Source organism: Litoreibacter ascidiaceicola (genome assembly GCF_900129235.1).
Taxonomy (GTDB): domain Bacteria; phylum Pseudomonadota; class Alphaproteobacteria; order Rhodobacterales; family Rhodobacteraceae; genus Litoreibacter; species Litoreibacter ascidiaceicola.
Window position 1 is genome coordinate 158152 of record NZ_FQUV01000007.1, and the last position, 25015, is coordinate 183166.

General features: G+C 60.5%; 23 protein-coding genes. 13 read left to right on the plus strand and 10 right to left on the minus strand.

The genetic code is table 11. From position 1 onward, the window contains the following. Positions 1-37 precede the first annotated feature (37 nt). Positions 38-823, minus strand: a complete 786-nt coding sequence (pcaD, locus tag BUB72_RS14845) for a 3-oxoadipate enol-lactonase (RefSeq protein WP_073145317.1) — start codon at positions 821-823, stop codon at positions 38-40. 128 nt (positions 824-951) lie between these two features. Here pcaD and BUB72_RS14850 point away from each other — a divergent pair, with 128 nt between their 5' ends. Both BUB72_RS14850 and BUB72_RS14855 read left to right on the plus strand, forming a co-directional pair. Next, on the plus strand, positions 952-2040 hold the full coding sequence (locus BUB72_RS14850) for an alcohol dehydrogenase catalytic domain-containing protein (protein ID WP_073145497.1): 1089 nt from the start codon (positions 952-954) through the stop codon (positions 2038-2040). Beyond that, positions 2037-3266: a mandelate racemase/muconate lactonizing enzyme family protein gene (locus BUB72_RS14855; RefSeq protein WP_073145318.1), complete on the plus strand. Its 1230-nt coding sequence runs from the start codon at positions 2037-2039 to the stop codon at positions 3264-3266. The genes BUB72_RS14850 and BUB72_RS14855 overlap by 4 nt, the downstream gene beginning before the upstream one ends. Here BUB72_RS14855 and BUB72_RS14860 read toward each other — a convergent pair. The 5 genes from BUB72_RS14860 to BUB72_RS14880 all read right to left on the minus strand — a co-directional run bounded on the left by BUB72_RS14860 (position 3256) and on the right by BUB72_RS14880 (position 7321). After that, a complete protein-coding gene (locus BUB72_RS14860) occupies positions 3256-4026 on the minus strand; it encodes a FadR/GntR family transcriptional regulator (RefSeq protein ID WP_073145319.1) in 771 nt (256 codons plus the stop codon). The two genes, BUB72_RS14855 and BUB72_RS14860, sit on opposite strands and share 11 nt — an antisense overlap. A 102-nt stretch (positions 4027-4128) precedes the next feature. Next, on the minus strand, positions 4129-4773 hold the full coding sequence (locus BUB72_RS14865) for a YiaD family glycine zipper/OmpA-like lipoprotein (protein ID WP_073145321.1): 645 nt from the start codon (positions 4771-4773) through the stop codon (positions 4129-4131). 125 nt (positions 4774-4898) lie between these two features. Continuing rightward, positions 4899-5531 carry a YiaD family glycine zipper/OmpA-like lipoprotein gene (locus tag BUB72_RS14870; protein WP_073145323.1) on the minus strand — a complete coding sequence of 211 codons (633 nt, stop codon included), beginning with the start codon at positions 5529-5531 and terminating at the stop codon, positions 4899-4901. A gap of 160 nt (positions 5532-5691) precedes the next feature. Next, positions 5692-6579: a methylated-DNA--[protein]-cysteine S-methyltransferase gene (locus BUB72_RS14875; RefSeq protein WP_073145325.1), complete on the minus strand. Its 888-nt coding sequence runs from the start codon at positions 6577-6579 to the stop codon at positions 5692-5694. 70 nt (positions 6580-6649) lie between these two features. Continuing rightward, complete coding sequence (locus BUB72_RS14880) at positions 6650-7321, minus strand: Hint domain-containing protein (RefSeq protein ID WP_073145327.1); 672 nt, start codon at positions 7319-7321, stop codon at positions 6650-6652. A 140-nt stretch (positions 7322-7461) separates the two neighbouring features. Between BUB72_RS14880 and nth the strand changes: the two genes are divergently transcribed. From nth to BUB72_RS14895, 3 genes are read left to right on the plus strand one after another with little or no spacing between them, the layout of a single operon-like run. Then, complete coding sequence (gene nth / locus BUB72_RS14885; RefSeq protein WP_073145329.1) at positions 7462-8118, plus strand: endonuclease III; 657 nt, start codon at positions 7462-7464, stop codon at positions 8116-8118. After that, entirely contained in the window at positions 8111-9112 is a 1002-nt protein-coding gene (locus BUB72_RS14890) for an adenosine kinase (RefSeq protein ID WP_073145331.1), read from the plus strand. Before nth ends, BUB72_RS14890 begins: the two co-directional genes overlap by 8 nt. Positions 9113-9164: 52 nt before the next feature. After that, entirely contained in the window at positions 9165-10031 is an 867-nt protein-coding gene (locus tag BUB72_RS14895; RefSeq protein ID WP_073145334.1) for an urea carboxylase-associated family protein, read from the plus strand. Between the two features lie 62 nt (positions 10032-10093). Here the strand turns inward: BUB72_RS14895 and BUB72_RS14900 are convergent, their stop codons facing one another. Beyond that, positions 10094-10912: a sulfotransferase family protein gene (locus BUB72_RS14900; protein WP_073145336.1), complete on the minus strand. Its 819-nt coding sequence runs from the start codon at positions 10910-10912 to the stop codon at positions 10094-10096. A 156-nt stretch (positions 10913-11068) separates the two neighbouring features. Between BUB72_RS14900 and BUB72_RS14905 the strand changes: the two genes are divergently transcribed. Together BUB72_RS14905 and BUB72_RS14910 are read left to right on the plus strand one after the other, a co-directional pair. Beyond that, positions 11069-12646: a DUF5928 domain-containing protein gene (locus BUB72_RS14905; RefSeq protein WP_073145338.1), complete on the plus strand. Its 1578-nt coding sequence runs from the start codon at positions 11069-11071 to the stop codon at positions 12644-12646. A 5-nt stretch (positions 12647-12651) separates the two neighbouring features. Then, positions 12652-13023 (plus strand): histidine triad nucleotide-binding protein, encoded by a 372-nt coding sequence (locus BUB72_RS14910; protein ID WP_073145340.1) that lies wholly within the window; start codon positions 12652-12654, stop codon positions 13021-13023. A 24-nt stretch (positions 13024-13047) separates the two neighbouring features. Here the strand turns inward: BUB72_RS14910 and BUB72_RS14915 are convergent, their stop codons facing one another. Then, complete coding sequence (locus BUB72_RS14915; RefSeq protein WP_073145342.1) at positions 13048-13989, minus strand: calcium-binding protein; 942 nt, start codon at positions 13987-13989, stop codon at positions 13048-13050. 327 nt (positions 13990-14316) lie between these two features. On the opposite strand from BUB72_RS14915, the gene BUB72_RS14920 reads away from it, so the two are divergent. Both BUB72_RS14920 and polA read left to right on the plus strand, forming a co-directional pair. Continuing rightward, positions 14317-14496, plus strand: coding sequence for a zinc-finger domain-containing protein (locus tag BUB72_RS14920; protein ID WP_073145345.1), 180 nt, complete (start codon positions 14317-14319; stop codon positions 14494-14496). Next, positions 14496-17282, plus strand: coding sequence for a DNA polymerase I (gene polA / locus BUB72_RS14925; RefSeq protein ID WP_073145346.1), 2787 nt, complete (start codon positions 14496-14498; stop codon positions 17280-17282). The genes BUB72_RS14920 and polA overlap by 1 nt, the downstream gene beginning before the upstream one ends. A gap of 3 nt (positions 17283-17285) precedes the next feature. On the opposite strand, the gene BUB72_RS14930 is transcribed toward polA, so the two are convergent. Continuing rightward, positions 17286-17873 carry a DUF1285 domain-containing protein gene (locus BUB72_RS14930; RefSeq protein ID WP_073145347.1) on the minus strand — a complete coding sequence of 196 codons (588 nt, stop codon included), beginning with the start codon at positions 17871-17873 and terminating at the stop codon, positions 17286-17288. Between the two features lie 66 nt (positions 17874-17939). Here BUB72_RS14930 and BUB72_RS14935 point away from each other — a divergent pair, with 66 nt between their 5' ends. Genes BUB72_RS14935 through BUB72_RS14950 form a run of 4 tightly spaced genes read left to right on the plus strand, consistent with a single transcriptional unit; the run spans position 17940 to position 24655 of the window. Further along, positions 17940-18947, plus strand: coding sequence for an AAA family ATPase (locus BUB72_RS14935; RefSeq protein ID WP_073145350.1), 1008 nt, complete (start codon positions 17940-17942; stop codon positions 18945-18947). After that, positions 18944-19849: a DUF58 domain-containing protein gene (locus BUB72_RS14940; protein WP_073145352.1), complete on the plus strand. Its 906-nt coding sequence runs from the start codon at positions 18944-18946 to the stop codon at positions 19847-19849. The genes BUB72_RS14935 and BUB72_RS14940 overlap by 4 nt, the downstream gene beginning before the upstream one ends. After that, positions 19846-22590: a DUF4159 domain-containing protein gene (locus BUB72_RS14945; RefSeq protein ID WP_073145355.1), complete on the plus strand. Its 2745-nt coding sequence runs from the start codon at positions 19846-19848 to the stop codon at positions 22588-22590. The genes BUB72_RS14940 and BUB72_RS14945 overlap by 4 nt, the downstream gene beginning before the upstream one ends. Position 22591: 1 nt before the next feature. Next, positions 22592-24655 (plus strand): hypothetical protein, encoded by a 2064-nt coding sequence (locus tag BUB72_RS14950; protein ID WP_073145357.1) that lies wholly within the window; start codon positions 22592-22594, stop codon positions 24653-24655. On the opposite strand, the gene BUB72_RS14955 is transcribed toward BUB72_RS14950, so the two are convergent. Beyond that, positions 24656-25015, minus strand: coding sequence for a hypothetical protein (locus BUB72_RS14955; RefSeq protein ID WP_073145359.1), 360 nt, complete (start codon positions 25013-25015; stop codon positions 24656-24658).

The following is a 25015-nucleotide window of genomic DNA, read 5'->3' on the forward strand; positions in this document are numbered from 1 at the left end:
CGGCCTAAATGGCTGCGACCGCTGTGTAAGGCAAGGTTTACGTATGGCCAATGTCGCTCAGGAATTGTGTCAGCAAGGCCGCAAAAATGTCGGGCTGCTCCACGCAAGGTAGGTGGCCCGCACGCCGGATCAGCTCGAACCGGCTGCCTTTGATCAGGTCGGCCGTCTCGCGGATCAGGTCCGGCGGAGAGGCCCAGTCCTCGCTGCCCGCTATTGCCAGCGTTGGAAGCGTCAACGCTGCTGTGGTCGAGTAGAAGTCGGTTCCTGCGATTGCAGCACACGCTCCAAGGTAGCCTTGCTTCGGCGTGCTCGTCAGCATGTCGCGCCAACAGGCCAGCTCCGGCGTTTTCAGGAACGCGCGCGAGAACCAGCGTTCCGTAACCTCGTCGGCGATGCTCTCGATCCCGCCTAGCTCAACCGCCGCAATGCGGTCCTTCCACATCTGGGGATGGCCCATCTTGGCGGCACTGTTCGACAGCACCATGGCACGTATCTGGTCCAGCCGTTTCGTGGCCAAACCTTGCGCGATCATGCCGCCAACCGATAGCCCGACGAACACGCAGTCTCGCACCTTCAGGTGATCCAGCAATGCCTCGGCGTCGCGTATCAACATCCCCATGGAATAGGGCGCATCCGGCACATCCGACGCCCCATGGCCACGCATATCATAGCGGATTAGCCGCAGGTTTTGCGGGAGCAGGGGGATCACTTTGTCCCACAACTCCAGCGACGTCCCGAGCGAGTTGGAGAACGCAACCGGCGCGCCGGACGGGTCACCGTCCTCAACGACGTTCAGGGTGATATGCCCAAGGTCTAGCTTCACAGTGACGGCCTCATGATCCGTGTTGGGTGCTAAAATGCGGGCCCATGGCAGAAATATTGCATATCGCCCTTGCGATGTGCCAGCTTCGCGGGTTGTCTTCAAACACAACATATCGCGAGGGCCGAGCCATGACCAAAATCAAAGCCGCCGTGTGCCACGAATTCGGCGCACCTCTAAGCATCGAAGAGGTGGAACTTCGAGCCCCGCAGACGGGCGAGGTCGAGGTGGACCTTGAAGCCTGCGCGATCTGTTTCTCGGACATTTCGTTTCTGGATGGCGGTTGGGGCGGTGACTTGCCCGCGGTTTACGGCCATGAGGCTGCGGGACGCGTGTCGGCTTTGGGCGATGGCGTCAGCGGGCTGGAAATTGGCGACGCGGTCTTGGTCACCCTGATCCGCTCCTGCGCCACCTGCACGCCGTGTGCGTCCGGCGTGCCGACGCAATGCGCGACGCCCTATGACCGGATGGCTGGCCCGCTCTCCATGCCCGACGGAAGCGCGTTGGAACACGGCCTTGCCTGCGGTGCCTTCGCGGAACGCGCGGTGGTTGACCAAAGCCAGATCGCGCGCATCCCTGACACCATCCCGATGGACGCGGCATCGCTGTTGTCTTGCGGGGTTGTCACAGGCGTCGGCGCGGTGGTGAACACCGCCAAGGTGCGCCCCGGTCAAAACGTGGTGGTCATCGGCGCGGGCGGCGTTGGTCTGAACGCCATTCAAGGCGCCGCAATCTCGGGTGCGGCGCGGATCATCGCGATTGATATGGTTCCTGAAAAGCTGGAAGCGGCGAAGGAGTTCGGCGCGACGGACGGCGTGCTGGCGAGCGATCCCAAGCCATGGAAGAAAGTGGCCGAGATCACTGGCGGGCGCATGGCAGATGCTGTCATGGTCACCGTCGGTGCGATCCCTGCGTTCGAATCTGCGCCGCGGTTCCTTGGCTCTGGCGGCAATATGTATCTGGTTGGGATGCCCCACTCGGGCGACAAGGCGGCCTATGAGCCGGTTATTTTCGGCGCCATGGCGCAAGGTATGAAGGGGACGAAAATGGGTGATGTGGTATTGAAGCGCGACATTCCTTGGCTGGTTGACCTGTACGGACAAGGCCGTCTGAAGCTCGACGAATTGGTGTCGGGGCGTTGGCGTCTGGATCAGATCAACGAGGCCATTGCCGACACGCGCTCAGGCGCTGCGCGCCGCAATGTGATTATTTTCAAATGAAACTCCAGAACCTACAGATCATTGTAACGTCGCCCCCCGCACCCGGCTGGGGCGGGCAGTATTGGATATTCGTGAAGCTGACGACCGCTTGCGGGATCGAAGGGATCGGAGAGGTCTACGCCTCCGCCGTTGGTCCCGATGCCATGAGCGCCGTGATCGAAGACGTCTTCGCGCGCCATATCGAAGGCGAAAACCCCGAGAATATCGAGCTGATGTTTCGGCGTGTCTATTCCTCGGGTTTCACGCAACGGCCAGACCCGACCGTTATGGGCGCGTTTTCCGGCTTGGAAATGGCCTGCTGGGATATCCTCGGCAAAGCGCGGGATCGCCCCGTCTGGGCAATGTTGGGCGGGAAGATGAACCCGAAAATTCGGGCCTATACGTATCTTTACCCGCTGCCTCACCATGATCTGACAGAATTTTGGACATCTCCGGAAATGGCCGCCGAAGCAGCGCTTGATGCGGTGGATCGCGGCTACACGGCGGTCAAATTCGACCCTGCGGGACCCTACACAATCCATTCAGGCCACCAGCCCGCGATGTTCGATATCTCCATGTCTGTGGCGTTCTGCAAGGCAATCCGCGAGGCCGTGGGCGACCGCGCAGACCTGCTGTTCGGCACGCATGGCCAGTTCAACACATCCGGCGCGATCCGCTTGGGGCAGGCGATAGAGCCGTACTTCCCTCTGTGGTTCGAAGAACCTCTGCCGCCGGATAACCCGCTTGAATTCGCCGAGGTTGCCAAAGCCGTGCGCATCCCGATCGCGGCGGGCGAACGGCTGACCACTAAGGCGGAGTTCGCGACCTTGCTGCGCACGGGCGGGGTGAAAATCCTACAGCCCGCACTGGGCCGCGCTGGTGGTATCTGGGAGATGAAGAAGCTGGCCGGGCTGGCCGAGGTTTTCAACGCTGAAATGGCCCCGCACCTATACGCAGGTCCGGTCGAATGGGCCGCGAATATCCATCTGGCGACCTCCATCCCCAACCTGCTGATGTGCGAAACCATCGAGACGGATTTCCACGCCGATTTGATCGGCGGGGCAATCAAGGTTGAAGACGGCTACATCACACCGCCGGAAACACCGGGTCTAGGTGTTACGCTGGACGAGGATCTAGCGCGCGCAAATCCCTTCACCGGCACGGGCCTTCACCTGCAAATGCGGGAAGAGCCGTGCGACTACCAAAATGGCAATTCCTTTGCCGGTGGCGCGCCGCTCAAGACCTAGAGGTTTCGTGCTCCAGCCGGAGCTTGGCGATCGTCTCGTTATGCTCCGCCTTGAGGCTGTCTTTCAGGCTGTCTTCGACGTAGTTCAGATGCGCCTCCACGGCGGCGCGGGCACCGTCCTCGTCACGGGCAAGCAACGCTGTGTTGATCGCGCGATGCTGCTCCAGCAATGTGTCGCGGGTGATGCGCTGTTTGAACATCTTTTGACGATTGTAGAATACACCTTCGCGTAGCATTTGAAACATTGCGCGCATCATATGCAGCATGATGACGTTGTGGCTGGCTTCGATGATCGCTAGGTGAAACTCGGCGTCCAACTGTGCCTCTTCGGAGGGATTTCGTTTTGAATGGGCCGCTTCCATCTTGCGGTAAATGGTGTCGACGACCTTCAGGTCGGTATCCGAGCCCAGCCGCGCGGCACGGGCGGCGGCCAGCCCTTCTAGATCGCGGCGGAAGGAAATGTAGTCAAAGACGGCCTCATCATGATCCGCAAACAGCTGCACCAAGGCATCCGAAAATGCTGCGCCGACCACTTCGGCGACGTAAATTCCGGCCCCCGCCTTGGTTGCCAGAAGCCCGCGGTCTTGCAGGTTCGCAACGGCTTCACGCAAGGAGGGGCGCGAGACGCCCAGTTTTTCTGCCAGTTCGCGCTCGGATGGCAGCCGTTCCCCCGGTTTGAGTATACCGCGTAAGATCAGCAACTCGATCTGCCGCACAACGGCGTTGGAGAGTTTCTCGGCCTCGATCTTCTTGAATGGCATCGTCTTACCCCGCTAATTGGTAAAAATATATGACCAGTCATCGCGTTAGACAACAAAAAACGGCCCCGACTTGGGGGCCGTTTTGAACAGTTCTAAACCGGATTAAGCCGCGTTTGGCCGGATAACGATATCGACGCGGCGGTTCTGGGCGCGGCCTTCTTCGGTCACGTTGGATGCCACGGGGCGTGTCTCGCCCTGCCCATAGGACCGGATGCGCGACGGGGTGACGCCCGCGTCTTCCAGCGTGAAGGCCACGGCCTGCGCACGGCGCTCCGATAGCTCGTAATTGTAGCTGTCAGAACCCGTGTCATCGGTATGCCCGACAATGTTGACTGTCGTGTCCGGATAGTCGCGCAAGTTGCCAGCCAAGGCGCGCAGGTCAGCCTGCAAATCATAGCGTAAATCAGAACTGTTGACCGCAAACAGCAAGTCTTGCGGCATGGTGACCCGCAGTTCCTCGCCTGTATTTACGATATCGATGTTCTCGTTGGGGATGTCGCGGCGCAAATCTTCGGCCTGCTTGTCCAACTGATGACCGATTACGCCACCAGCGGCGGCACCAATGCCGGCGCCTACGATGCCTTTGATCACTTTGTTGTCGTCGCTTGACGCACCTATAAGCCCACCAAGGGCTCCGCCGATAATGGCGCCGGTTTGCGATTTGTTGGCTTGGGAAACGCTGTCGGTTGTACACGCGCTGACAGCAAGCGTGGCAGCCGCAAGGGCCGCGATAGGTTTGATCGTCATGGTACCTGCCTCGGTATATGGGTCCCGCCTTTGCGGCGTGGGTTATGGGCAGATATTAGGCCAATTCGGCGCGTCTGTTAAGGGGGAAGCGTAGGCCGGCGGAAACATGCCGCCGGCCCGATAGTTCAGGAGTAAGGGCGAATGATGATTTCGACCCGACGGTTCTGTGCGCGGCCAGAGCTGCTGTCATTCGACGCAACTGGTTGGCTTTCGCCCTTGCCGATTGTGCGCAAGCGGGAGCTCGACACTCCTGCATCACGCAAAACGTAGGAAACGGCCTGCGCGCGGCGCTCGGACAGGTTCTGGTTGTAGTTCGCGTCACCCGTGCTGTCGGTGTGGCCGACTACGATCACTTCGCTGTTGGGATAATCGTTCAGGTTGTTGGCAACGGCACGCAAGTCGGCCTGCAGGTCAGGGCGCAAATTGGTACTGTCAGTCGAGAACAACAAGTCTTGCGGCAGGGTCACCCGCAGTTCGGAGCCGGTGTTGACCACGCCAACATTGTTGCCCAGATCACCGCGCAACTCTTCGGCCTGCTTGTCCAGGCTGTTGCCAATGGCACCACCCACGGCACCACCGACGGCAGCACCGATAATGCCGCGCTCAAGCTTGTTGTCGGATGTGGAGTTCGCGCCCAATGCGCCACCAATGGCTGCACCGATCAGGGCGCCGTTCTTGGTACGTTGGTTCGGAGTGGATGCGTCACAACCCGCCAAAATCATGGCGGCAGCGGGAAGGGCCAAAAGAATAGGTTTCATGGTTTCAGTTCCTCGTTGAGCCGCGACAGCGCGGCGCTTGTTCTATTAACTGGCAAGCGGCCAAAAAGTTTCAAGTGGCAGCAAGAAACTGTTCAGGCGCGTTCCCGCCTGCGAGGTCAATTCATTGAAACACTTGGAATTCCGGCGGCAATCCGCCAGATCATAAGCCGGTTTTCGCCGCCTCGTAGGCCAGCATCGCCCGCTTGACCGGCAATCCCCAGTGATAGCCGCCCAAACCACCCGATTTGCGCAACGCGCGGTGGCACGGGATCAGCCAGCTGATCGGGTTGCGCCCCACGGCAGTGCCCACAGCGCGCACCGCTTTCTTGTGGCCTACCGTATTGGCGATCTCGGAATAAGTGGTGACATGCCCCGTTGGCACCGCCAGCAAAGCCTCCCAAACCTTGATCTGGAACGGGGCGCCAATCAGGTAAAGGGGCGCATGCTCGGTTCCCGCCGCATCCGCGCCAAACGCGGCCAGCACCCAAGGGCGCAACATCGCCGGATCTTCGACATAGTTGGCCCTAGGCCAACGGCCAACCAAATCGCCCATCGCCGCCGCTTCGCCCGTTTCCGCACCGAACCCGATGCCGCAAATCCCCTTTTCGGTGCCCATCACCAAGGCCGGTCCAAACGGGCTTTCAAACCAGCCCCAATAGATCGTCAGGCCTTCGCCTTTGCGGGCAAACTCGCCGGGGCTCATGGCTTCCCATTTCACGAACAGATCATGCAATCGCCCGCTGCCCGACAGACCAACTGAATCCGAGGTTTCCAGCATGGTGAACCGCTCTTCCAGTAGGGCCTTGGCATGACCCAGCCGTAAGTATTGTTGCAGCCTCCCGGGCGACACGCCTGCCCATTTACTGAAGACCCGTTGGAAATGCGCGGGGCTCATCTGCATCTCTTGCGCCAGTTGTTCTAGCGACAGCGGGCCATCCTTGTGCTGGTCAATCGCCGCGATGGCGCGCTTCACCAGCCCGTAGTGATAGCTGCCCTCCGCGCGGGCGGCGTGGTCATGATTGGCGATATTGTCGGTTCGATGTTCCATGCAGTCAATCTATGCTGCAAACCCCGCCGTATCGACCCGCTTTTTGCGCTTTCTTGGTTTGAAACGCCGGTCATCGCGGGTCCGTCGCGCGGAGGGAGCGTAGATCCAGACCCAGCGTACGGGCCTCCCATGGCTGCATGCATCCGGTTGCCGAACGCGCATGGTTTGTTGGGTTGAGACCAAGTTCATCAATCTTCGATGTCGCGGTTTCAGTCAGACACGCTTGGGCGGCAGATGTTAGTTGCAGACTTTCCACCCAGCATCCGTTTGCCAGAATAATTTGAGGACGATCGAGCAAAACCAAAGAGCAAGCCGTGCGCTCCGGCGCGGTAGGGCGGAAGTGATCTAACGGGAACCCAAAATCGTGCGCCTCTGCAAAAATTGTGTCCATGCCAAAATGTAGCTCGACCTGCCAACCAGTCAGAAGCACGCGGTGGCGGGCGGCCAAAAGCGTGCCATGTGCGTTCGGTTTTTCAGGAACCTCGCCGGCTGGCAACTTCACCGCGGCAGTGTTTCGAGGCCGCTCGATTAGGCAATCCCGACCGATCCACCGCACCTTCTGAAACCCGTCTTGATAGGTCAGCACATGGTCACCGGGGCGCAACCAGTCCACGGGCACATACCCGTCATCGGTGGCAATGAGTGTGCCACCGCCAAATCCCGACACCGGCAGATGCCGTAACTCCGATGGCTGGAACAAGCCGGATTGCTCAATCAGTTTGCTTTTGTGCAAAATCGCCATTCTGCCCCTACTCATGTCGCTCTGCGTAAGAGTGCCGTCCATAGGTAAAGCGTCGCTGAACCTGTCTTGGGCGAGTTTGTAAAACTTGAAACACTTGGCAGCCTCTTGCCCGCGCGCAGGTGACGGGGCATACCGCGCACATGACCAAGCCTGCCAAACAACTCGACTACCACAAGATCCACGAGATTTTTTCGCGTTTTGCCGCGTCTGACCCCGAACCCAAGGGGGAGTTGAACCACGTCAACGCCTACACTTTGGTGGTCGCCGTGGCGCTGTCGGCGCAGGCCACTGATGTTGGGGTGAACAAGGCGACGGAGAAGCTGTTCCAGATTGCTGACACGCCGCAAAAAATGCTGGACCTTGGCCTTGAGGGCGTGATCGAGCATATCAAGACCATTGGCCTGTTCCGCAACAAGGCCAAGAACGTCATCAAGCTGAGCCAGATTTTGGTGGACGAGTACGGTGGGGTGGTTCCGTCCTCCCGTGCGGCGCTGATCTCGTTGCCTGGTGTTGGCCGCAAGACGGCCAATGTGGTCCTGAACATGTGGTGGCAGTATCCGGCGCAGGCCGTCGACACCCACATCTTCCGCGTTGGCAACCGCACTGGCATCTGCCCCGGAAAAAACGTGGACGTGGTCGAACGCGCCATCGAGGACAACATCCCCGTCGAATTCCAACACCACGCGCATCACTGGCTGATCTTGCACGGCCGGTATGTCTGCAAGGCGCGTAAGCCGGTCTGCGCCAACTGTATCATCCGTGATCTCTGCACTTTTGAGGACAAGAACTATGACTAAGAAATTCCAAGTCGTCGGCATCGGCAACGCTATGGTCGACGTGCTGGCCTCCACAACGGATGCGTTTTTGTCCGACAACGGCATCGACAAAGGCATCATGCAACTGACCGACCGCGCCCGCGGTGTGGAGCTGTACGGCCTGATCGGCCCCGCCAAGGAAATCTCTGGTGGTTCTGCTGCCAACACCATCGCGGGTATTGCGCATCTGGGTGGCTCGACTGCTTATGTCGGCAAGGTGAAAGATGACCAGCTCGGCGCGATCTTCGCGCATGACCTGCGTGCGCAGGGCGCGGTTTATGAGACACCGCTGGCCCCCAGCACCCACGAGGCCGAAACGGGTCGTTGCATCGTGCTGGTCACCCCCGACGGGGAGCGGTCGATGAACACCTATCTGGGCGTGACCGAATTCCTTGGCCCCGAAGACATCGACGAGGCGCAGATGGCGCAGGCCGAGTGGATTTATCTGGAAGGCTACCGCTTCGACGGTCCGCAATCTGTTGCGGCCTTTGATAAGGCAATCACGGCGTGCACCAGTTCCGGCGGGCGAGTGTCGCTCACATTGTCGGACCCGTTCTGCGTTGGTCGCCACCGCGATGCCTTCCGAGCTTTGATTCAGGATCATGTCGACTTGCTGTTCTGCAACCGCGCCGAAATGCTGTCGATGTACGAGACAGATGATTTTGACGCAGCCCTTGCTATGGCCGCATCCGAGGTTGAGATCGTCGCTTGCACCGATAGTGAAAACGGCGCGCATATTCTGTCCCACGGGCAACGCTGGCATGCCCCCGCAATGCCTGTGCAGATCGTCGACGCAACAGGTGCGGGCGATCTGTTCGCAGGCGCGTTCCTCTGGGCGCTGACCAATGGGCACGATCTTGAATCGAGTGGGCGCATGGGATGCATCGCGGCCTCCGAAGTCATCTCCCACATTGGCGCACGGCCTGAAGCGGATTTGAACGCGTTGTTTGAGAAGCAGGGGTTACTCAAGACCTGAGGATGATCGACGCGCAGCTTCCGAGAAACTGAATGCGACGAAGGGGGACGCCATGAAGCCAAAGACACCGGAATTTGCCGCACCAAGCGATGCCGCTGAACGGCGCGCTGTTGTACCGGTTGTGTGCTACCCTCCCGAAACGCTCACCCCGCCTAACCTTAAGGGGTTGGCCCGCCTTAGACAAAGCGCCAAGAAAACCGACGAAGTGACCGTCGCCCCTCGCGATGGCGCATGCATTGACGTGCCTGCGGGGTGCTTTTTTCGGATCGTGTCGGTTGAAGGCGCGCAGGTCGGTGACCTGAATATCTGGAACAGCGCTGACCTGACCGAGCGGTTTTATTCAGGCAAGACCCGAGCGCTCCATGGCACGCACCTGTCCACGGGTGATCGCATGTGGTCGAGCTTCCCGACGCTCCGGCCAATGGCCACGATTACCGCTGATACGCTTGACTGGTACGGGTTTGATGCGTTTGGCGGCTCGGTCCATGACGTGATCGGGACGCGCTGCGACCCTTACACCGGACAACTGTTGTCAGGCACTTCTTACCATCATTGCTGCCACTCGAACCTGACACGGGCCTTGGCTGATCATTGTAACCTGACCTTATCCGACGCCGAGGCTCACGTGCATGATGTGCTGAACGTATTTATGTGTACCGGCTTCACCCGCGATACGGGGCAATATTTTATGAAGGCAAGCCCGGTTCGCCCAGGTGACTATCTGGAATTTCATGCGGAGATTGACCTGACCGTCGGCCTCTCGGCTTGTCCCGGAGGCGATTGCTCGCAGGAGCATTCTTCGGATGCGACAACCTGCTATCCGCTCCTGATTGAGGTTTTTGACCCCGGAAAGGCAGCCCGCGCCGCGCACAGCCCACCGGCTCCATCATCTTACGACCGAACTCACGGCGTAGGTTAGGGGAGTGCACGGTCGTCGGTCGCGTCATCCTGGCTTTGCAGCCTAACGCGACCTTCTACCCATCAATCCCCCAGCTTGGCGTGCACCTCGTCCAGATCAATCTCCCCGATGGGCATCTTGTTGCCCGGGTTGGCGAAGTCGTATTTGAACAGGTTGAAATCGCGTTTGTAGATTTCATAGACAAGATGCATCGACAAATCGTCGAAATATTCCTCGATCGGATGCGCGCGCTTGGGGCCGTGCCCCTCGCTTTCGTTGAAGCGCGGGATCGTCGCAACGTCCACCTTATGCTTGGTGTCCACCGCATCCATCACCGATTGCATGCCGTCGTTGAATTTCTCGGTAAAGAAGATGTTGTCGTAGCGCCCGCCATTCACAATGAAGGTCGAGATGTGGCCCGCTTGCGCGGACCAGTGGATGTCAGGGTCCATCGGGCGGCGCCAGCGGATGGTGTCGCGGGCAAACAGCAGGAAGCGGCGGAAGGACTGAATTTGGTCGAACTCGAAGCCGGTCTCCGGATTACCGACCTCGATGCCGTATTTTTGCACAAGTAACGGGACCAGATTGCCACGGTAGCGCTTGCCGTTGCGCTGAATGCCGCAGATTTTGTCGAAGAACGACGACAGGATACGTCCATACGGATTGCGGACGCAGGTGAACGAATAGCTTTTGTGGGATGTGACGTTCTTCTCGATCTTTGGCTGGCTCTTCTCGATGGCCCATTTGTGCATTTTTCCGGTGGCATCATGAATGTCGCCGTCGAAGAATTCGCCGTGGTCGGAATAATACATGATTTGGCCGATGGACGAGCAGGCGCATTTGGGCACCACGCGGTACACCATGCTTTCACTTTCCGTCATCCAGGTTCCTGGAAACCCCATACTGCTGTCCTCGTTCTTGAACTAAATGGCCCATTGTTTACGTTTTGGCCACAATTGACCCTACAAATACATTCTCGGACTGTTTAAGCAACAGTAGCTAAGGTTATGTAGGTAAACCTAAAAGAGTTTTAAGACAGGTCCGGGGTTAAATTCCAGATGGCAAAAATCGCCTTCATTCTGCTGTGTCATAAAGACCCCGGTGCGATTATCGACCAGGCGGAGCGTCTGACGGCGGCTGGCGACTGCATGGCCATCCATTTCGATGCCAGCGCGGACCCCGCTGCCTATAAGGAAATCCGTGAGGCGCTGGACGACAATCCCAATGTCGCATTCGCCAAGAAACGCATCAAATGTGGCTGGGGGGAGTGGTCGTTGGTGCAAGCTACCCTGCATGCGATGCGCGCCGCGGTCGACGAATTTCCACGGGCCACGCATTTCTACATGTTGTCGGGCGATTGCATGGCCATCAAATCCGCCACCTACGCGCATGAGGCGCTCGACTCAAACGATGTCGACTATATCGAAAGCTTCGACTTCTTCGCTTCCGACTGGATCAAGACTGGCATGAAGGCCGACCGGTTAATCTATCGGCATTGGTTCAACGAGCGCGCGAAGAAATGGCTGTTCTACACCTCTTACGAGCTGCAAAAGAAGCTTGGCCTGAAACGAGACATCCCAAGCGATCTGCAAATGATGATCGGGTCGCAATGGTGGTGTTTGCGGCGGCGCACGGTGGAATGGGTGCTCGATTTCACCCGCGACCGGCCCGATGTGATGCGCTTCTTCAAAACAACATGGATCCCGGACGAGACCTTCTTCCAGACCCTCGTGCGCCATCTGGTACCGTCCGACGAGATCAAGACCCGCACGCTGACCTTCCTGATGTTCACCGATTACGGGATGCCGGTGACGTTCTACAATGACCACTATGACTTGTTGCTTAGTCAGGACTTCCTGTTCGCGCGGAAGGTGTCCGCCGATGCGCTGGAGCTTAAGGAACGGTTGGGCGACCTATACGCCTCCGAGCGGATGGATTTCCAGACCTCGAACGAAGGTTTGACCCTGTTCAAATTCTTGACCGGGCGTGGCCGTATCGGCCGCCGCTTCGCCCCACGTTTCTGGGAGCGTGAAAGCTCGCTGGGTCGCGAGCGGGAGCTGATGGTCATCGCGTGCAAAAAGTGGCACGTCGCCAAGCGGCTTCTCAGCCGCATTCTGGAACATACTGACCTGAAAGGTGCGGAATACCTGTTTGACGAGGAAGGCTCGGTTCTGCCCGATCTGGGCGGCATCCAGACAACGCTCGACAAACGCACCCGCCACCGCCGCGCGCTGATGCGGCTGCTCTATGATCATTACGAGCAGAACCGCATGGTGATCTGTCTCGATCCGTCCAACCTCGACCTGCTCACTGATCTGTTCTCTGACAACTCCACCACGCGGTTGTTGGAGATCGAATGCCGCTTCGAGGATGAATACCTGCTCGGCCACGCCAAGCGCGTCGGGCTAGCGGGGGAAATGACCCCGCAGGACACCATCGACCGTTTGTTGCCGACCGTACGCCAGAACTTCCTGTTCGAAAGTGACCAGATCAAAGACGCGGACTTCCCCAACTACTTTAAGGTCTCTGAAAACGTGCCGCAGGAGGCCAATATCGCGCCCCTTATGGCCTTTCTCGACGTGACCGAGGATAAAGCCCGCGAGATACTGAACATCGACTACCTGTTTGAGGACTAACGCCCATGGCCTACACCTATGACGACCAGAACATCTTTGCCAAAATCTTGCGCGGCGAGATTCCCAACAACACGGTTTTCGAGAACGATCACGCCTTGGCGTTCCGCGACATCTCCCCTGCGGCGCCGACTCATGTGCTGGTAATCCCCAAAGGGCCTTACGTGTCCATGGACCACTTCACTCAAGAGGCCTCCGAGGCCGAGCTGGTCGGCTTCATGCGCGCCATCGGTGAGGTCTGCCGCCTTGAAGGTGTCAGTGAAGACGGCTTCCGCGCCATCGCCAACACAGGCGAGCACGGCGTGCAGGAAGTGCAACACCTGCATGTGCATATCATCGGTGGCAGGCCGCTGGGTCGGATGTTGTCGAAGGTTACCTAATTCTCAAACTGCGCGGGGCAGTGTTCATGCGGTGTTTTGCACCGAGGGGCCAAACTCAGTTGGAACCAGATCGATGTCGTCGGTGCTGAGCGAAACAGCCCCCAAAACTGACGCCACGATTTCACCGTCCACCGAGATATCCGCGCCCTCCGTAGTTCTGATAACAGCCACGTTAGGTTCCGCATCGGCGGCGTCATACCGCAATCGGATCGTGTCCTCGGTGCCGTCGTAATCCTCGATCACAGCGCCGGACCCAGCTTTCAACCAAGTCCCCAAGGTGAACAGATCAGCACCTTCACCACCATTGGCTACGTCACCGTTGCCAATCTGCAAAACGTCATCGCCGTCGCCGCCTCGAAGCTCGTCACCTTCATCAAAATCCTGCGCCCCGAAGCGTCCGTCAGTCACACCATCTTCAAGCCCGAGGAGTACGTCGTCGCCATCTCCGCCGTACAAAAGATCCGCACCCAAATCGCCATTTAGAAGGTCGTCACCCCGACCGCCGTCGAGCGTATCATCGCCCTGTCGGCCTGCTAGAGAATCGTTTCCATTCCCGCCGAACAGAAGGTCGTCACCGTCGCCTCCGAAAATACTATCATCTCCATCACGCCCTCGCAGGTTGTCGTCGCCATCGCCTCCGCTGAGGAAGTCGTTGCCGTCACCGCCGTTTGCAATGTCGTTGCCACTCCCACCGTATAGGTCGTCATCACCACGACCCCCGTTTAGCGCGTCGTTACCGGCTCCCCCAAAAACCAAGTCGTTGCCCGCACCGGCAAATACGGTATCGTCACCGGCGTAAGCCGCGATGAAGTCGTCGTTAGAAGTCCCGCGCAGCGTCTCCGCAGTATCGGTGCCCTCTATATCCGGGGTTTCTTCTGTGGCACCGCTCTCGTCACTGTCGCTGCCGAACACATCACCCAAAAGTCCGATGCCCAACAACGCGACCAAAGTTACCAATCCAAGCATATCAAGACCATCCCAACCCTAAAAATATTTGTGTACAAAATAGACGAGCGGATCGGGGCAGTGCCAGAGAAATTCTTTGTTTTTCATACTTTATGGTCAAGGCTTCCACTCTGGAATCGTCTTGACGTGGACAATTCTTCCAAGGGGTGGGGTCTGTATCTAATGTGGCAACAAGCGTGGTCCGAATCCGTGGTGCCTAATCATCACGGGGCGATCTTGATGTCGCTTAAAATCGCCGGACCGAAACCCTCACTCGCCCCTTGTCGGGACGGGTGAGGGCGTTATGATCGCAGCCTCTGATTTACTCTTGGAACGGGACGATACACCATGGCCACTGCTGCCCCTGAGATCGAAATTGTGGACACCATGCGCATCGCGTGTGATGGCGGCGAAGGGGCCTTGGGCCACCCGCGCGTCTGGCTGCAAATCCCTGCCGATACCGGCTTTGTGGAATGTCCCTATTGCGACAAGAAGATCGTCCACAAGGATTTTGAGGGCAAGGTCTAGTGGCGTTTGGCAAGGGCTGCCATCTGCACCTGATCGACGGTTCTGCCTTCATTTTTCGTGCTTACCACGCCCTGCCACCGCTCACGCGCAAATCCGACGGGTTGCCCATCGGGGCGGTTGCGGGCTTTTGCAACATGCTCCAGCGCTACGTGGAGGGCAATAACGGTTCCGACGCGCCGACCCATGTGGCGGTGATCTTCGACAAGGGGTCGCACACGTTCCGCAATGATATGTACGACCTCTACAAGGCCAACCGCGAGGCCATGCCCGAGGATTTGCGCCCGCAAATGCCGCTGACCCGCGAGGCGACCATTGCCTTCAACATTGCCTGCGAGGAAATGGAAGGCTTCGAGGCCGATGACATCATCGCGACGCTGGCCGTGCAGGCGCGCGACCTCGGTGGCCGCTGCACCATCATCTCCAGCGACAAGGACCTGATGCAGCTGGTCGGCGGCGGGGTCGAAATGCTCGACGCCATGAAGAACAAGGTGATCGACGTCGAAGGCGTCGAGGAGAAGTTTGGTGTCGGCCCGAACCGTGTGGTCGATGTGCAGGCACTTGCCGGCGACAGCGTCGACAACGTGCCGGGTGCGCCGGGCATTGGCGTCAAGACGGCGGCGCTGTTGATCAACGAATACGGCACGCTGGAAGAACTGCTCGACCGTGCCGAGGAAATCAAACAACCCAAGCGCCGCCAAACCCTGATCGATCACCGTGCACAGATCGAACTGTCCAAGCGCCTCGTGCAGCTGGACGAAAACACACCGCTGACATTCTCGATCGACGATCTGGAGGTCCGCGAGCCCGATCCTGACAGACTGCTGAGCTTCCTCGCTGAGATGGAATTCCGCACGCTGTCCAAGCGCATTGCTGAAAAACTCGGCGCGGAAGCCCCTGTCATCGAAGACGTCGCCCCGCCCGCCGCCGACGCGCCGGAAATGCCGGATCTGAAGGACGCGACCTACGAAACCGTGCGCGACGCGGCGGCCCTGCAGAAATGGATCGACCTGACTTACGAGCATGGTCATGTCGCCGTGGACACTGAGACCACGGGTTTGAACGAAATGATCGTCGATCTCGTCGGCATTTCGCTCTGCGTGAACGCGGGCCATGCCTGCTACATCCCGCTGGCCCACAAAGACGGCAGCGACGATCTGTTCGGCTCAGACGCACCTGCGGAAGGGCAGATGCCGCTGCAAGAGGCACTCGATCTGTTGAAGCCGATGCTGGAGGATGAAAGCATCCTCAAAATCGGCCAGAACATGAAATACGACGCCAAGATTTTCCACCGCTACGGCGTGGAGGTTGCACCGTTCGACGACACCATGCTGATCAGTTACGCCCAGCACGCAGGCTTGCACAATCACGGCATGGACGCGCTGTCGGAGCGCTATCTGGGCCACACGCCGATCCCGATCAAATCGCTGCTGGGCACTGGCAAAAGCCAGATCACATTTGACCGCGTACCGATTGACGAGGCGACGCCTTACGCAGCCGAAGACGCTGATATCACCTTGCGCCTGTGGCAGGTTTTGAAGCCGCAACTGCACGAGAAGGGCGTCACCACAGTTTACGAGACGCTGGAGCGCCCCTTGGTTCCCGTGCTGGCCCAGATGGAGCGGAACGGTGTCAAAGTCGACCGCGACACGCTCAGCCGCATGTCCAACGCCTTCGCCCAGAAAATGGCGGGGCTAGAGGCCGAGATTCACGAACTTGCGGGGCAAGATTTTAACGTAGGCTCGCCCAAGCAACTTGGGGAAATCCTGTTCGACAAACTGGAATTGCCGGGCGGCAAGAAGGGCAAGACGGGGGCCTATTCTACTGGCGTCGATATCTTGGAGGACCTCGCGACCGAGCACGAATTGCCGGGCAAGGTGCTGGACTGGCGGCAGCTCAGTAAACTGAAATCGACTTATACCGACGCGCTGCAAACCCATATCAACGCCGACACGGGGCGGGTGCATACCAGCTACTCCATCGTCGGGGCCAACACAGGCCGCCTGTCATCGTCAGAGCCGAACCTGCAAAATATTCCTGTCCGCTCCGAAGAAGGCCGCCGCATCCGCGAGGCCTTCGTGGCGGAGCAGGGTAACGTTCTCGTCTCGCTTGACTATTCCCAGATCGAACTGCGCATCCTCGCCCATGTCGCGGGCATCGACGCGCTGAAACAGGCCTTCAAAGATGGCCAAGACATCCACGCCATGACCGCCTCAGAGATGTTTGACGTGCCATTGGACGAGATGACCCCCGACGTGCGCCGCAAGGCCAAAGCGATCAATTTCGGGGTTATCTATGGCATCTCCGGCTTCGGGCTGGCCCGCAATCTGCGAATCCCGAGGGCCGAGGCGCAGGGCTTCATCGACCGCTATTTCGAGCGTTTCCCCGGCATCCGCACCTATATGGACGAGACCGTCCAATTCGCCAAAGACCATGGCTACGTGCAAACGCTGTTCGGGCGCAAAATCAACACGCCGGAGATCAATGCCAAGGGACCGGGCGCGGGCTTCTCCAAGCGCGCGGCAATCAACGCGCCGATACAAGGCACTGCGGCTGATGTGATCCGTCGTGCAATGATCCAGATGCCAGCAGCGATCAAGGATTTGCCCTGCAAAATGTTGCTGCAAGTGCATGACGAACTGATTTTCGAGGTGCCGGAAGACGCCGTCGACGAAACGATAAATGTCGTGCGCGGTATCATGGAAAACGCCTCCGATCCGGCGGTGAAGTTCGACGTGCCGCTGGTCGTTGACGCGGGGCAGGGCGCGAACTGGGCGGAGGCGCATTGAGGCTTAACTCTCTAACGCCTCTGACTTGATGATCGCGAAGAACTTCCCGTCCGACCACACGCCAAACCACCCCTCCCGATGAACGCCCAGATCAACCAGCCGGTAAAAGCTTTTCCGGTCAATCAGCGCTTCCAGATTGCGGCGCACCAACACATAGGGTGACGGCTCTCCATCGTCGTCATACGTCACGCGGATCGGATGATCCGGCCCCGCGACAAAAGTATCACCCACATGGGTCTCGAACCGCAGCTTCTGGTCCTTGCCCTCGCCAACTGCATCAAAATCAAGCGCCACGAACGGCGCATCATCCACCGTGATCCCGACCTTCTCGACAGGAGTCACAAGGAAATAGTCGTCACCGTCCTTGCGAATGATCGACGAGAACAGCTTTACCAATCCGGCCCGCCCGATAGGCGTCCCCAGATAGAACCAGGTCCCGTCCCGCGCGATGCGCATATCCAGATCGCCACAAAACGGTGGATTCCACTTGTCCACCGGCGGCATTCCGCCTTTTGCGCTTTCTTGCGCAGCGGCTGCGATGCTTTCCGCCGACGGCACCTCAAGCTTTTGTGCATCGGGCTCTTTTGCCATTCTCTTATTCCGCCATATCTGCCTTTATATACCCATTGAGTATAGCCGTCCCGAGGGAGTTGTCACATGGCCGACGCGCAAGATCTGGTAAAAGATATCGAAACCCTGGCGGAGAAGCTGAATACCGCCCGCAGCAGCATTGGCCAGCAGATCATCGGCCAGCAAGATGTGGTGGACCTGTCGCTGGTTGCTATGCTGTCCGGCGGCCATGCGCTTTTGATGGGCTTGCCGGGTCTTGGCAAAACACTGCTGGTGGACACGCTGTCCACCGTGATGGGCCTCAGTGCCAACCGTGTGCAGTTCACGCCCGACCTGATGCCCGCCGATATCATCGGCTCCGAGGTGCTGGAGACCGCCGACGACGGCACCCGCGCCTTCCGCTACATCGAAGGCCCGATTTTCGCGCAATTGCTGATGGCCGACGAGATCAACCGCGCCTCGCCCCGCACCCAGTCCGCGCTGTTGCAGGCGATGCAGGAACGCTCCGTCACCGTGGCAGGCACCGACCACGCATTGCCTGCGCCGTTCCATGTGCTGGCGACCCAGAACCCGCTGGAGCAGGAAGGCACCTATCCGTTGCCTGAAGCCCAGCTTGACCGTTTCCTATTGCAGATCAACGTGGACTATCCGGACCGTGATACCGAGCGCGATATCCTGCTGGCCACCACAGGCACCGTGTCCGCCAAATCGTCCGCGGTTTTTACCGGCGAGGAGCTAATCGCCGCCCAAACCCTCGTGCGCCGTATGCCCGTGGGTGACGCTGTGGTCGAACACATCCTCGACCTCGTCCGCGCCTGCCGTCCCGAGGAGGCCGAAGCCACTGACCTTGTCCGCGACACCGTTTCTTGGGGCCCCGGCCCGCGCGCCGCGCAAGCGCTTATGCTGACCGTCCGCGCCCGCGCTTTGCTGCAAGGCCGCCTTGCGCCATCGTCAGACGACGTGCTCGCGCTGGCCGATCCGGTTCTGTCGCACCGCATGGCTCTCAGCTTCGCCGCCCGCGCGGAGGGGCGGGTTTTGTCCGACGTCATCGCGGATGTCGCCGCCCAAACAGGCCAACGGAAAGCCGCCGCGTGAGCCAGCCTTCCCCCAACGATCCGGCGACCACACCCGCCAGCCTCCGGCACCGCGCCGAGGCGCACGCCAGCGCGTTTCCCGCGTTGTTGGCGCAGGCGGATCATTTGGCGTCGACGGTTCTGCTGGGGGAGCATGGTCGCAAACGTGCAGGCATGGGCGACGAGTTCTGGCAATACCGCCCCTCGCAACATGGCGACGGACTGCGCGATATCGACTGGCGGCGCTCCGGTCGCTCCGACGCGACCTTCGTGCGTCAAAAGGAGTGGCAGGCCGCGCAATCGGTGATGCTGTGGGTGGACGACGCCATGTCGATGTCGTTCACAGGCGGTAAGGATCGTCCCACCAAAGGCCACCGTGCTCGCGTCATCGCCATGGCGCTGTGCGTTCTGCTGAACAAGGGTGGCGAGCGTTTCGGTCTCGCCGATCGCGGCACCCCGCCGCGCAGAGGCGAGGCGCAACTGACCCGCGTCGCCCGCCATTTGATGAACGCTCAGGGCGATGCCGACTACGGCACGCCCAACGCCCGCATCCTACCCGCAGGCTCCCGCGCGGTGTTTGTCTCCGACTTCTTGGGCGATCCGTCCAAGGTCGCGCAAGCCCTGACCTCCGCCACTGACCGCGGCGTGCGCGGGGCGCTGCTGCAAGTGCTCGACCCCGACGAGGAAGCGTTCCCTTATGACGGCCGCACCGTGTTCGAAAGCATGTCCGGCGCGATCAAATTCGAGACGCTGAAAGCCAACTCCCTGCGCGACGCCTATCTTGACCGCCTCGCCGCGCGCAAAGCGCAGTTGCAGGATCTGGCCCGGAAAACCGGCTGGCGCTACATGTGCCATCACACAAATGATCCGGCGTCCAAAGCACTGCTGTGGCTTTACCAGTCGCTAGAGCGGGGGGCATCATGATCGCCAACCTCGCCTTCACCACGCCCCTTTTGCTGGCGGCCCTCGCGATCCTGCCGATCCTGTGGTGGTTGCTGCGCGCCGTGCCACCCGCGCCGATCAAGCGCCGCTTTCCGGGCATCGCGCTGCTGTTGGGTCTCAACGATGACGAGACTCAAACCGACACGACCCCGTGGTGGTTGCTGCTGCTGCGCATGCTCGCCGTCGCGGCGTTTATCATCGGCTTTGCAGGCCCTGTCCTGAACCCCGAAGAAGACCGCGCAGGTTCCGGCCCGCTGTTGATCGCGATGGACGGCTCTTGGGCCAGCGCCCGCGACTGGCCCGCCCGCATCGCGCGGGTCGAGGAACTGCTGGCAGAAGCCGCCCGCGAGGGTCGCCCCGCCGCCATCGCCGTGTTGTCCGATCCGCCCGCAGGCGATCTGGCCTTCCAATCCGCCGACACTGTCGCCGCAACGCTCGCAGGGGTCCAGCCCCGCGCATGGGAGCCGAACGCGGACAAGCTCGCCGACTGGCAAACCCGCCTTGGCGACACCGCGTTCGAGACGGTCTGGTTCTCGGATGGTTTGGATCGCGAAAGCCGCAGCGAGCTGCTCGAAACACTCAATGACAAAGGTGCGGTCACGGTTATCGAAACCCCGCGTCCAGTCTACGCCCTGACACCCGCGATCTTCAAAGAGGGGCGCATCTCGGTCACCGCTCTGCGCAGCCCGTCTGGCGCTGCCCGCGACATCACCATATCCGCCATTGGCCCCGATCCCAACGGGACGGAGCAGGAATTGGCCACCGCCATCGCCTCCTTCGCTATCGGCGCAGACCAAGCGGAAATCCTGCTCGACCTGCCCACCGAACTGCGCAATCGGGTCAACCGGTTTGAGGTGCAAGGCACCCGCTCCGCAGGCGCTGTGACGCTCACCGACGACGCCTTGAAACGCCGCGAAGTGGGGCTGCTCTCAGCCCACAACGACCAGGAGGCGCAGGACCTGCTGTCGCCGCTCTACTATCTTAACAAGGCGCTGGTGCCGACTGCCGATCTTATCGAGGGCGCGTTGCAGGACATGCTGCTTGCCAGCCCCGACGTGCTGGTGCTGGCCGATATCGCCACCGTCTCTGACGCCGAGCGTGACGACCTTCTGGACTGGATCGACGAGGGCGGCATGCTGGTCCGCTTCGCAGGACCCCGCACCGCCGCCGCGGACATCGAAAACAATGACCCTCTCATGCCCGTGCGCCTGCGTGCAGGGGGGCGCAGCGTCGGTGGGGCCATGTCATGGGGCGAGCCGAAAGCCCTGCGCGCTTTCACCCGCGACAGCCCGTTCTTTGGCCTGACGATCCCCGATGACGTTCAGGTCAGCTCGCAAGTGATGGCGCAGCCTGACCCCGATCTGGCAGAACGCACCATCGCGTCGCTGACCGACGGCACGCCGTTGGTCACCCGCAAGCCGTTGGGCGATGGGCAGATCATCCTGTTCCACGTCACTGCCAACGCCGAATGGTCCACCTTGCCGCTTTCCGGCCTGTTCGTGCAAATGCTGGAGCGTCTCGCAATCTCCACCCGTCCCGCCGAAATTGCCGCCGAAGATCTGGCTGGCACAACATGGGTCCCCGAAGAAACGCTGGATGCGTTCGGCGTGGTCCGCGACGCGGGAAATTTGGCAGGCGTGGCCGGAGAGGTCATCGCCGAAGACCCGATCGGCCCTGACTTGCCGCCGGGGCTTTATGCAGGCGAGGATCGCCGCATTGCGCTGAACGTGCTACCTGCCGAAGCCACGCTGGCCCCGTCCGCATGGTCCGCTGGAACAAAGGTCGAGGGCATCGTGGTCGCACAGGAAACCCCGCTGATGGGCGCACTTCTGTCGCTCGCCTTGGCCTTGCTGCTGGTCGATATCATCGCGTCGCTGGCGCTATCCGGCAAACTGCGCGGGGCCGCCACCACGGCGCTGGTCCTGATCGCAGTTTCAACACTGCCGCAGCAATCCCGCGCCCAAGACGATACCCGCGCGCTGAAAGCCACCTCCGAGGTTGTTCTGGCCTATGTCAAAACCGGCGACAGGGGGCTGGACCGCCTCTCGAACGAAGGTCTGAAAGGCCTGTCGGTTAGCCTCTTTCGCCGCACCTCGGTCGAGCCTGCGGACCCCATCGCCGTCGACCTGGAAACCGACGAACTTGCCTTCTTCCCAATCCTCTACTGGCCCATCACCGAAAGCCAGCCGACCCCGTCCGCCGACGCCTATGCAAAGCTGAATCGCTACCTGCGCACCGGCGGGATGATCCTGTTCGACACCCGCGACGGCAATATCGGCGGCTTCGGCACCTCAACACCACAGGGCCGAAAACTGCAAGCCTTGGCCGCGCCATTGGACATTCCAGCACTTGAGCCGATCCCGCAAGACCACGTCCTGACCCGCACCTTCTACCTGCTGCAAGACTTCCCCGGACGCTTCACCTCCCGCGACATCTGGGTCGAGGCCGCGCCCGCCGATGCGGAGGTCGTCGACGGTTTGCCGTTCCGCGATCTTAACGACGGCGTGACCCCTGTGCTGATCGGCGGCAACGACTGGGCCGCCGCATGGGCGCGCGATGCGAGTGGCAATCCGCGGTACCCTGTCGGTCGCGGCTTCGCGGGTGAGCGCCAGCGCGAGCTGGCCATCCGCTTTGGCGTCAACGTGGTGATGCATGTGCTGACCGGCAATTACAAATCCGATCAGGTCCATGTTCCGGCCCTGCTAGAGCGGTTGGGAAACTGAGATGGACGTGATTTTCTCCCCCCTTGTCCCATGGCCCGCGCTCTATGTCGCTGCGGCGATCACAATGCTTTTCACCATTCTCGCCATCTGGCGTGGCTTGGGCGGCTGGTGGTTGCGCGCCCCCGCCATGGCGGTGCTGCTGCTGGGTTTGGCAAACCCGTCCTTACAGGACGAGGAACGCGATCCGCTGTCCGACATCGTGGTGATGGTCGTCGATGAAAGTGCCTCGCAGCGCCTGTCCGATCGTGCAAGCCAGACCGCTCAAGCGGTGGAGGCGCTGACCACCGACCTCACCTCGCGCGGGATGGAGTTGCGCACGGTCACCGTGCCGGACGGGCAGGGCGACGCGGGCACAGAGCTGATGACCGCCCTCAACGACACCCTCTCCGAGGAGCCGAAATCGCGCATCGCGGGCACCATCCTTCTGACCGATGGTCAATTGCACGACGCCCAGCGTGCGCCCACTCTGGAGGCCCCGCTGCATACGCTGCTCACGGGCCGCGACACCGATTGGGACCGCCGCCTGATCGTCAAGAACGCCCCTGCCTTCGCCATTCTGGACGAGGAAATCACCCTCACCCTGCGCATCGAGGACCAAGGCGCGGTGCCACGCGACATCCCTGACCGCGCCAGCATTTCAATCGCAATCGACGGGGCCGAGGCGCAAACCTTCCAAGTTCCGACCGGCGAGGATCTGGAGCTTCCCCTTAAGCTGCCCCATGGCGGTATGAACGTGCTGCAGTTCAACGTCGCGGCTGACGAGACCGAGCTGACCGACCGCAACAACTCCGCGGTCGTGCAGATCAACGGCGTGCGCGACCGCCTGCGGGTTTTGCTGGTCTCCGGTGAGCCGCACGCAGGCGAGCGCACTTGGCGCAACCTGTTGAAATCCGACAGCGCCGTGGACCTCGTCCACTTCACCATCCTGCGCCCGCCCGAAAAGCAAGACGGCGTTCCAGTGTCGGAGTTGTCCCTGATCGCCTTCCCGACCCGCGAGTTGTTTCTAGAGAAGGTCGACGAGTTCGACCTGATCATCTTCGACCGCTACAAACGCCGCGGCATCCTGCCTGCACTCTATTTCGACAGCATCCGGCAATACGTGGAAAAAGGCGGCGCTGTGCTGGTCGCTGCTGGGCCGGATTTCGCGTCTGCCGACAGTATTTACCGCTCGCCCTTGGGCGACATCATGCCCGCAGAGCCAACCGCGCGGGTACTGGATCAGGGCTTCACGCCGCTGATTTCAGAACTGGGCGCACGGCACCCCGTCACTGAAGGGTTGGAGAAATTCGCACCCAACCCCACCGTCGACGGCATCCCCGGCTGGGGCCGCTGGATGCGCCAGATCGAGGTCACACCGCTTCAGGGCCAGACCGTTATGACCGGCATCGAGGATCGCCCGCTGCTGACGCTGGATCGTGTGGGCGAGGGGCGCATCGCGCTGATGGCCTCCGATCAAGCGTGGCTGTGGCATCGCGGGTTCGAGGGCGGCGGGCCGCAACTCGAACTGCTGCGCCGCCTTGCGCATTGGATGATGAAGGAACCCGACCTTGAGGAAGAGGCCCTGACCGCGATTGCCGAAGGCCAGACAATGACCCTCACGCGCCGTACTCTTTCGCTGGAAATCGGCGAGCTGGAAATCACCGCGCCCGATGGCTCGGTCACGACCCTACCGCTGGAGGAAACCTCTCCGGGCCGGTTTACTGCGACGTTTGAGGGGCCGGAACCCGGTCTCTATCGCCTGAAGGAAGGCGATCAGGAAAGCGTCATCGCCTTGGGGCCAGCCGCCCCGCGCGAATTCATCGAGACGATCGCCTCCGGTGACAAGTTGGAAGATTTGGTCGATGCGACCCGTGGTGGCATTTTGCGTCTGGAAGACGGAATACCCAATCTGCGCATGGTCGGCGAGGGGCGTAACGCGGCGGGCCGTGGCTGGATCGGACTGACCCCCCGCAATGCATATCTCACGACGAACGTGACGGTGACGCCCTTGGTCTCACCGTGGTTGTTCTTGTTGCTGGCAATGGTGCTGACCGTCGGCGCGTGGCTGCGCGAAGGTCGTCGTTAGCTATTTCAGCTTTACGGTATAGGCCTGATCGGACCAGCCATGCACGTTGTCGCGGGCGCGGATGATCACCTCGTTGACGCCGCTTGGCACGGTCACACCGGACAAGGACCGGGTGAACGGCTGCTCTGTCTCATGCGGGTGCGCCAGCTTGCGAAACCCCAACTCGGTGCCGTCGGGCGTGCTTACAGACCAACCGTCGGCATAGTGATCCCAGCCGGTGTCCGGATGGCTAACGGTGACGTCAAAGGTCCAGCCACCGCCGGCTTGACGTGCGGTGACACGTTCGACCTGCGCCTGATCCGCCAGAACAGGCGAGGCGAGAGCAAACGCCGCAAAAGCGGAAACGTAAAGAGGTCTCAT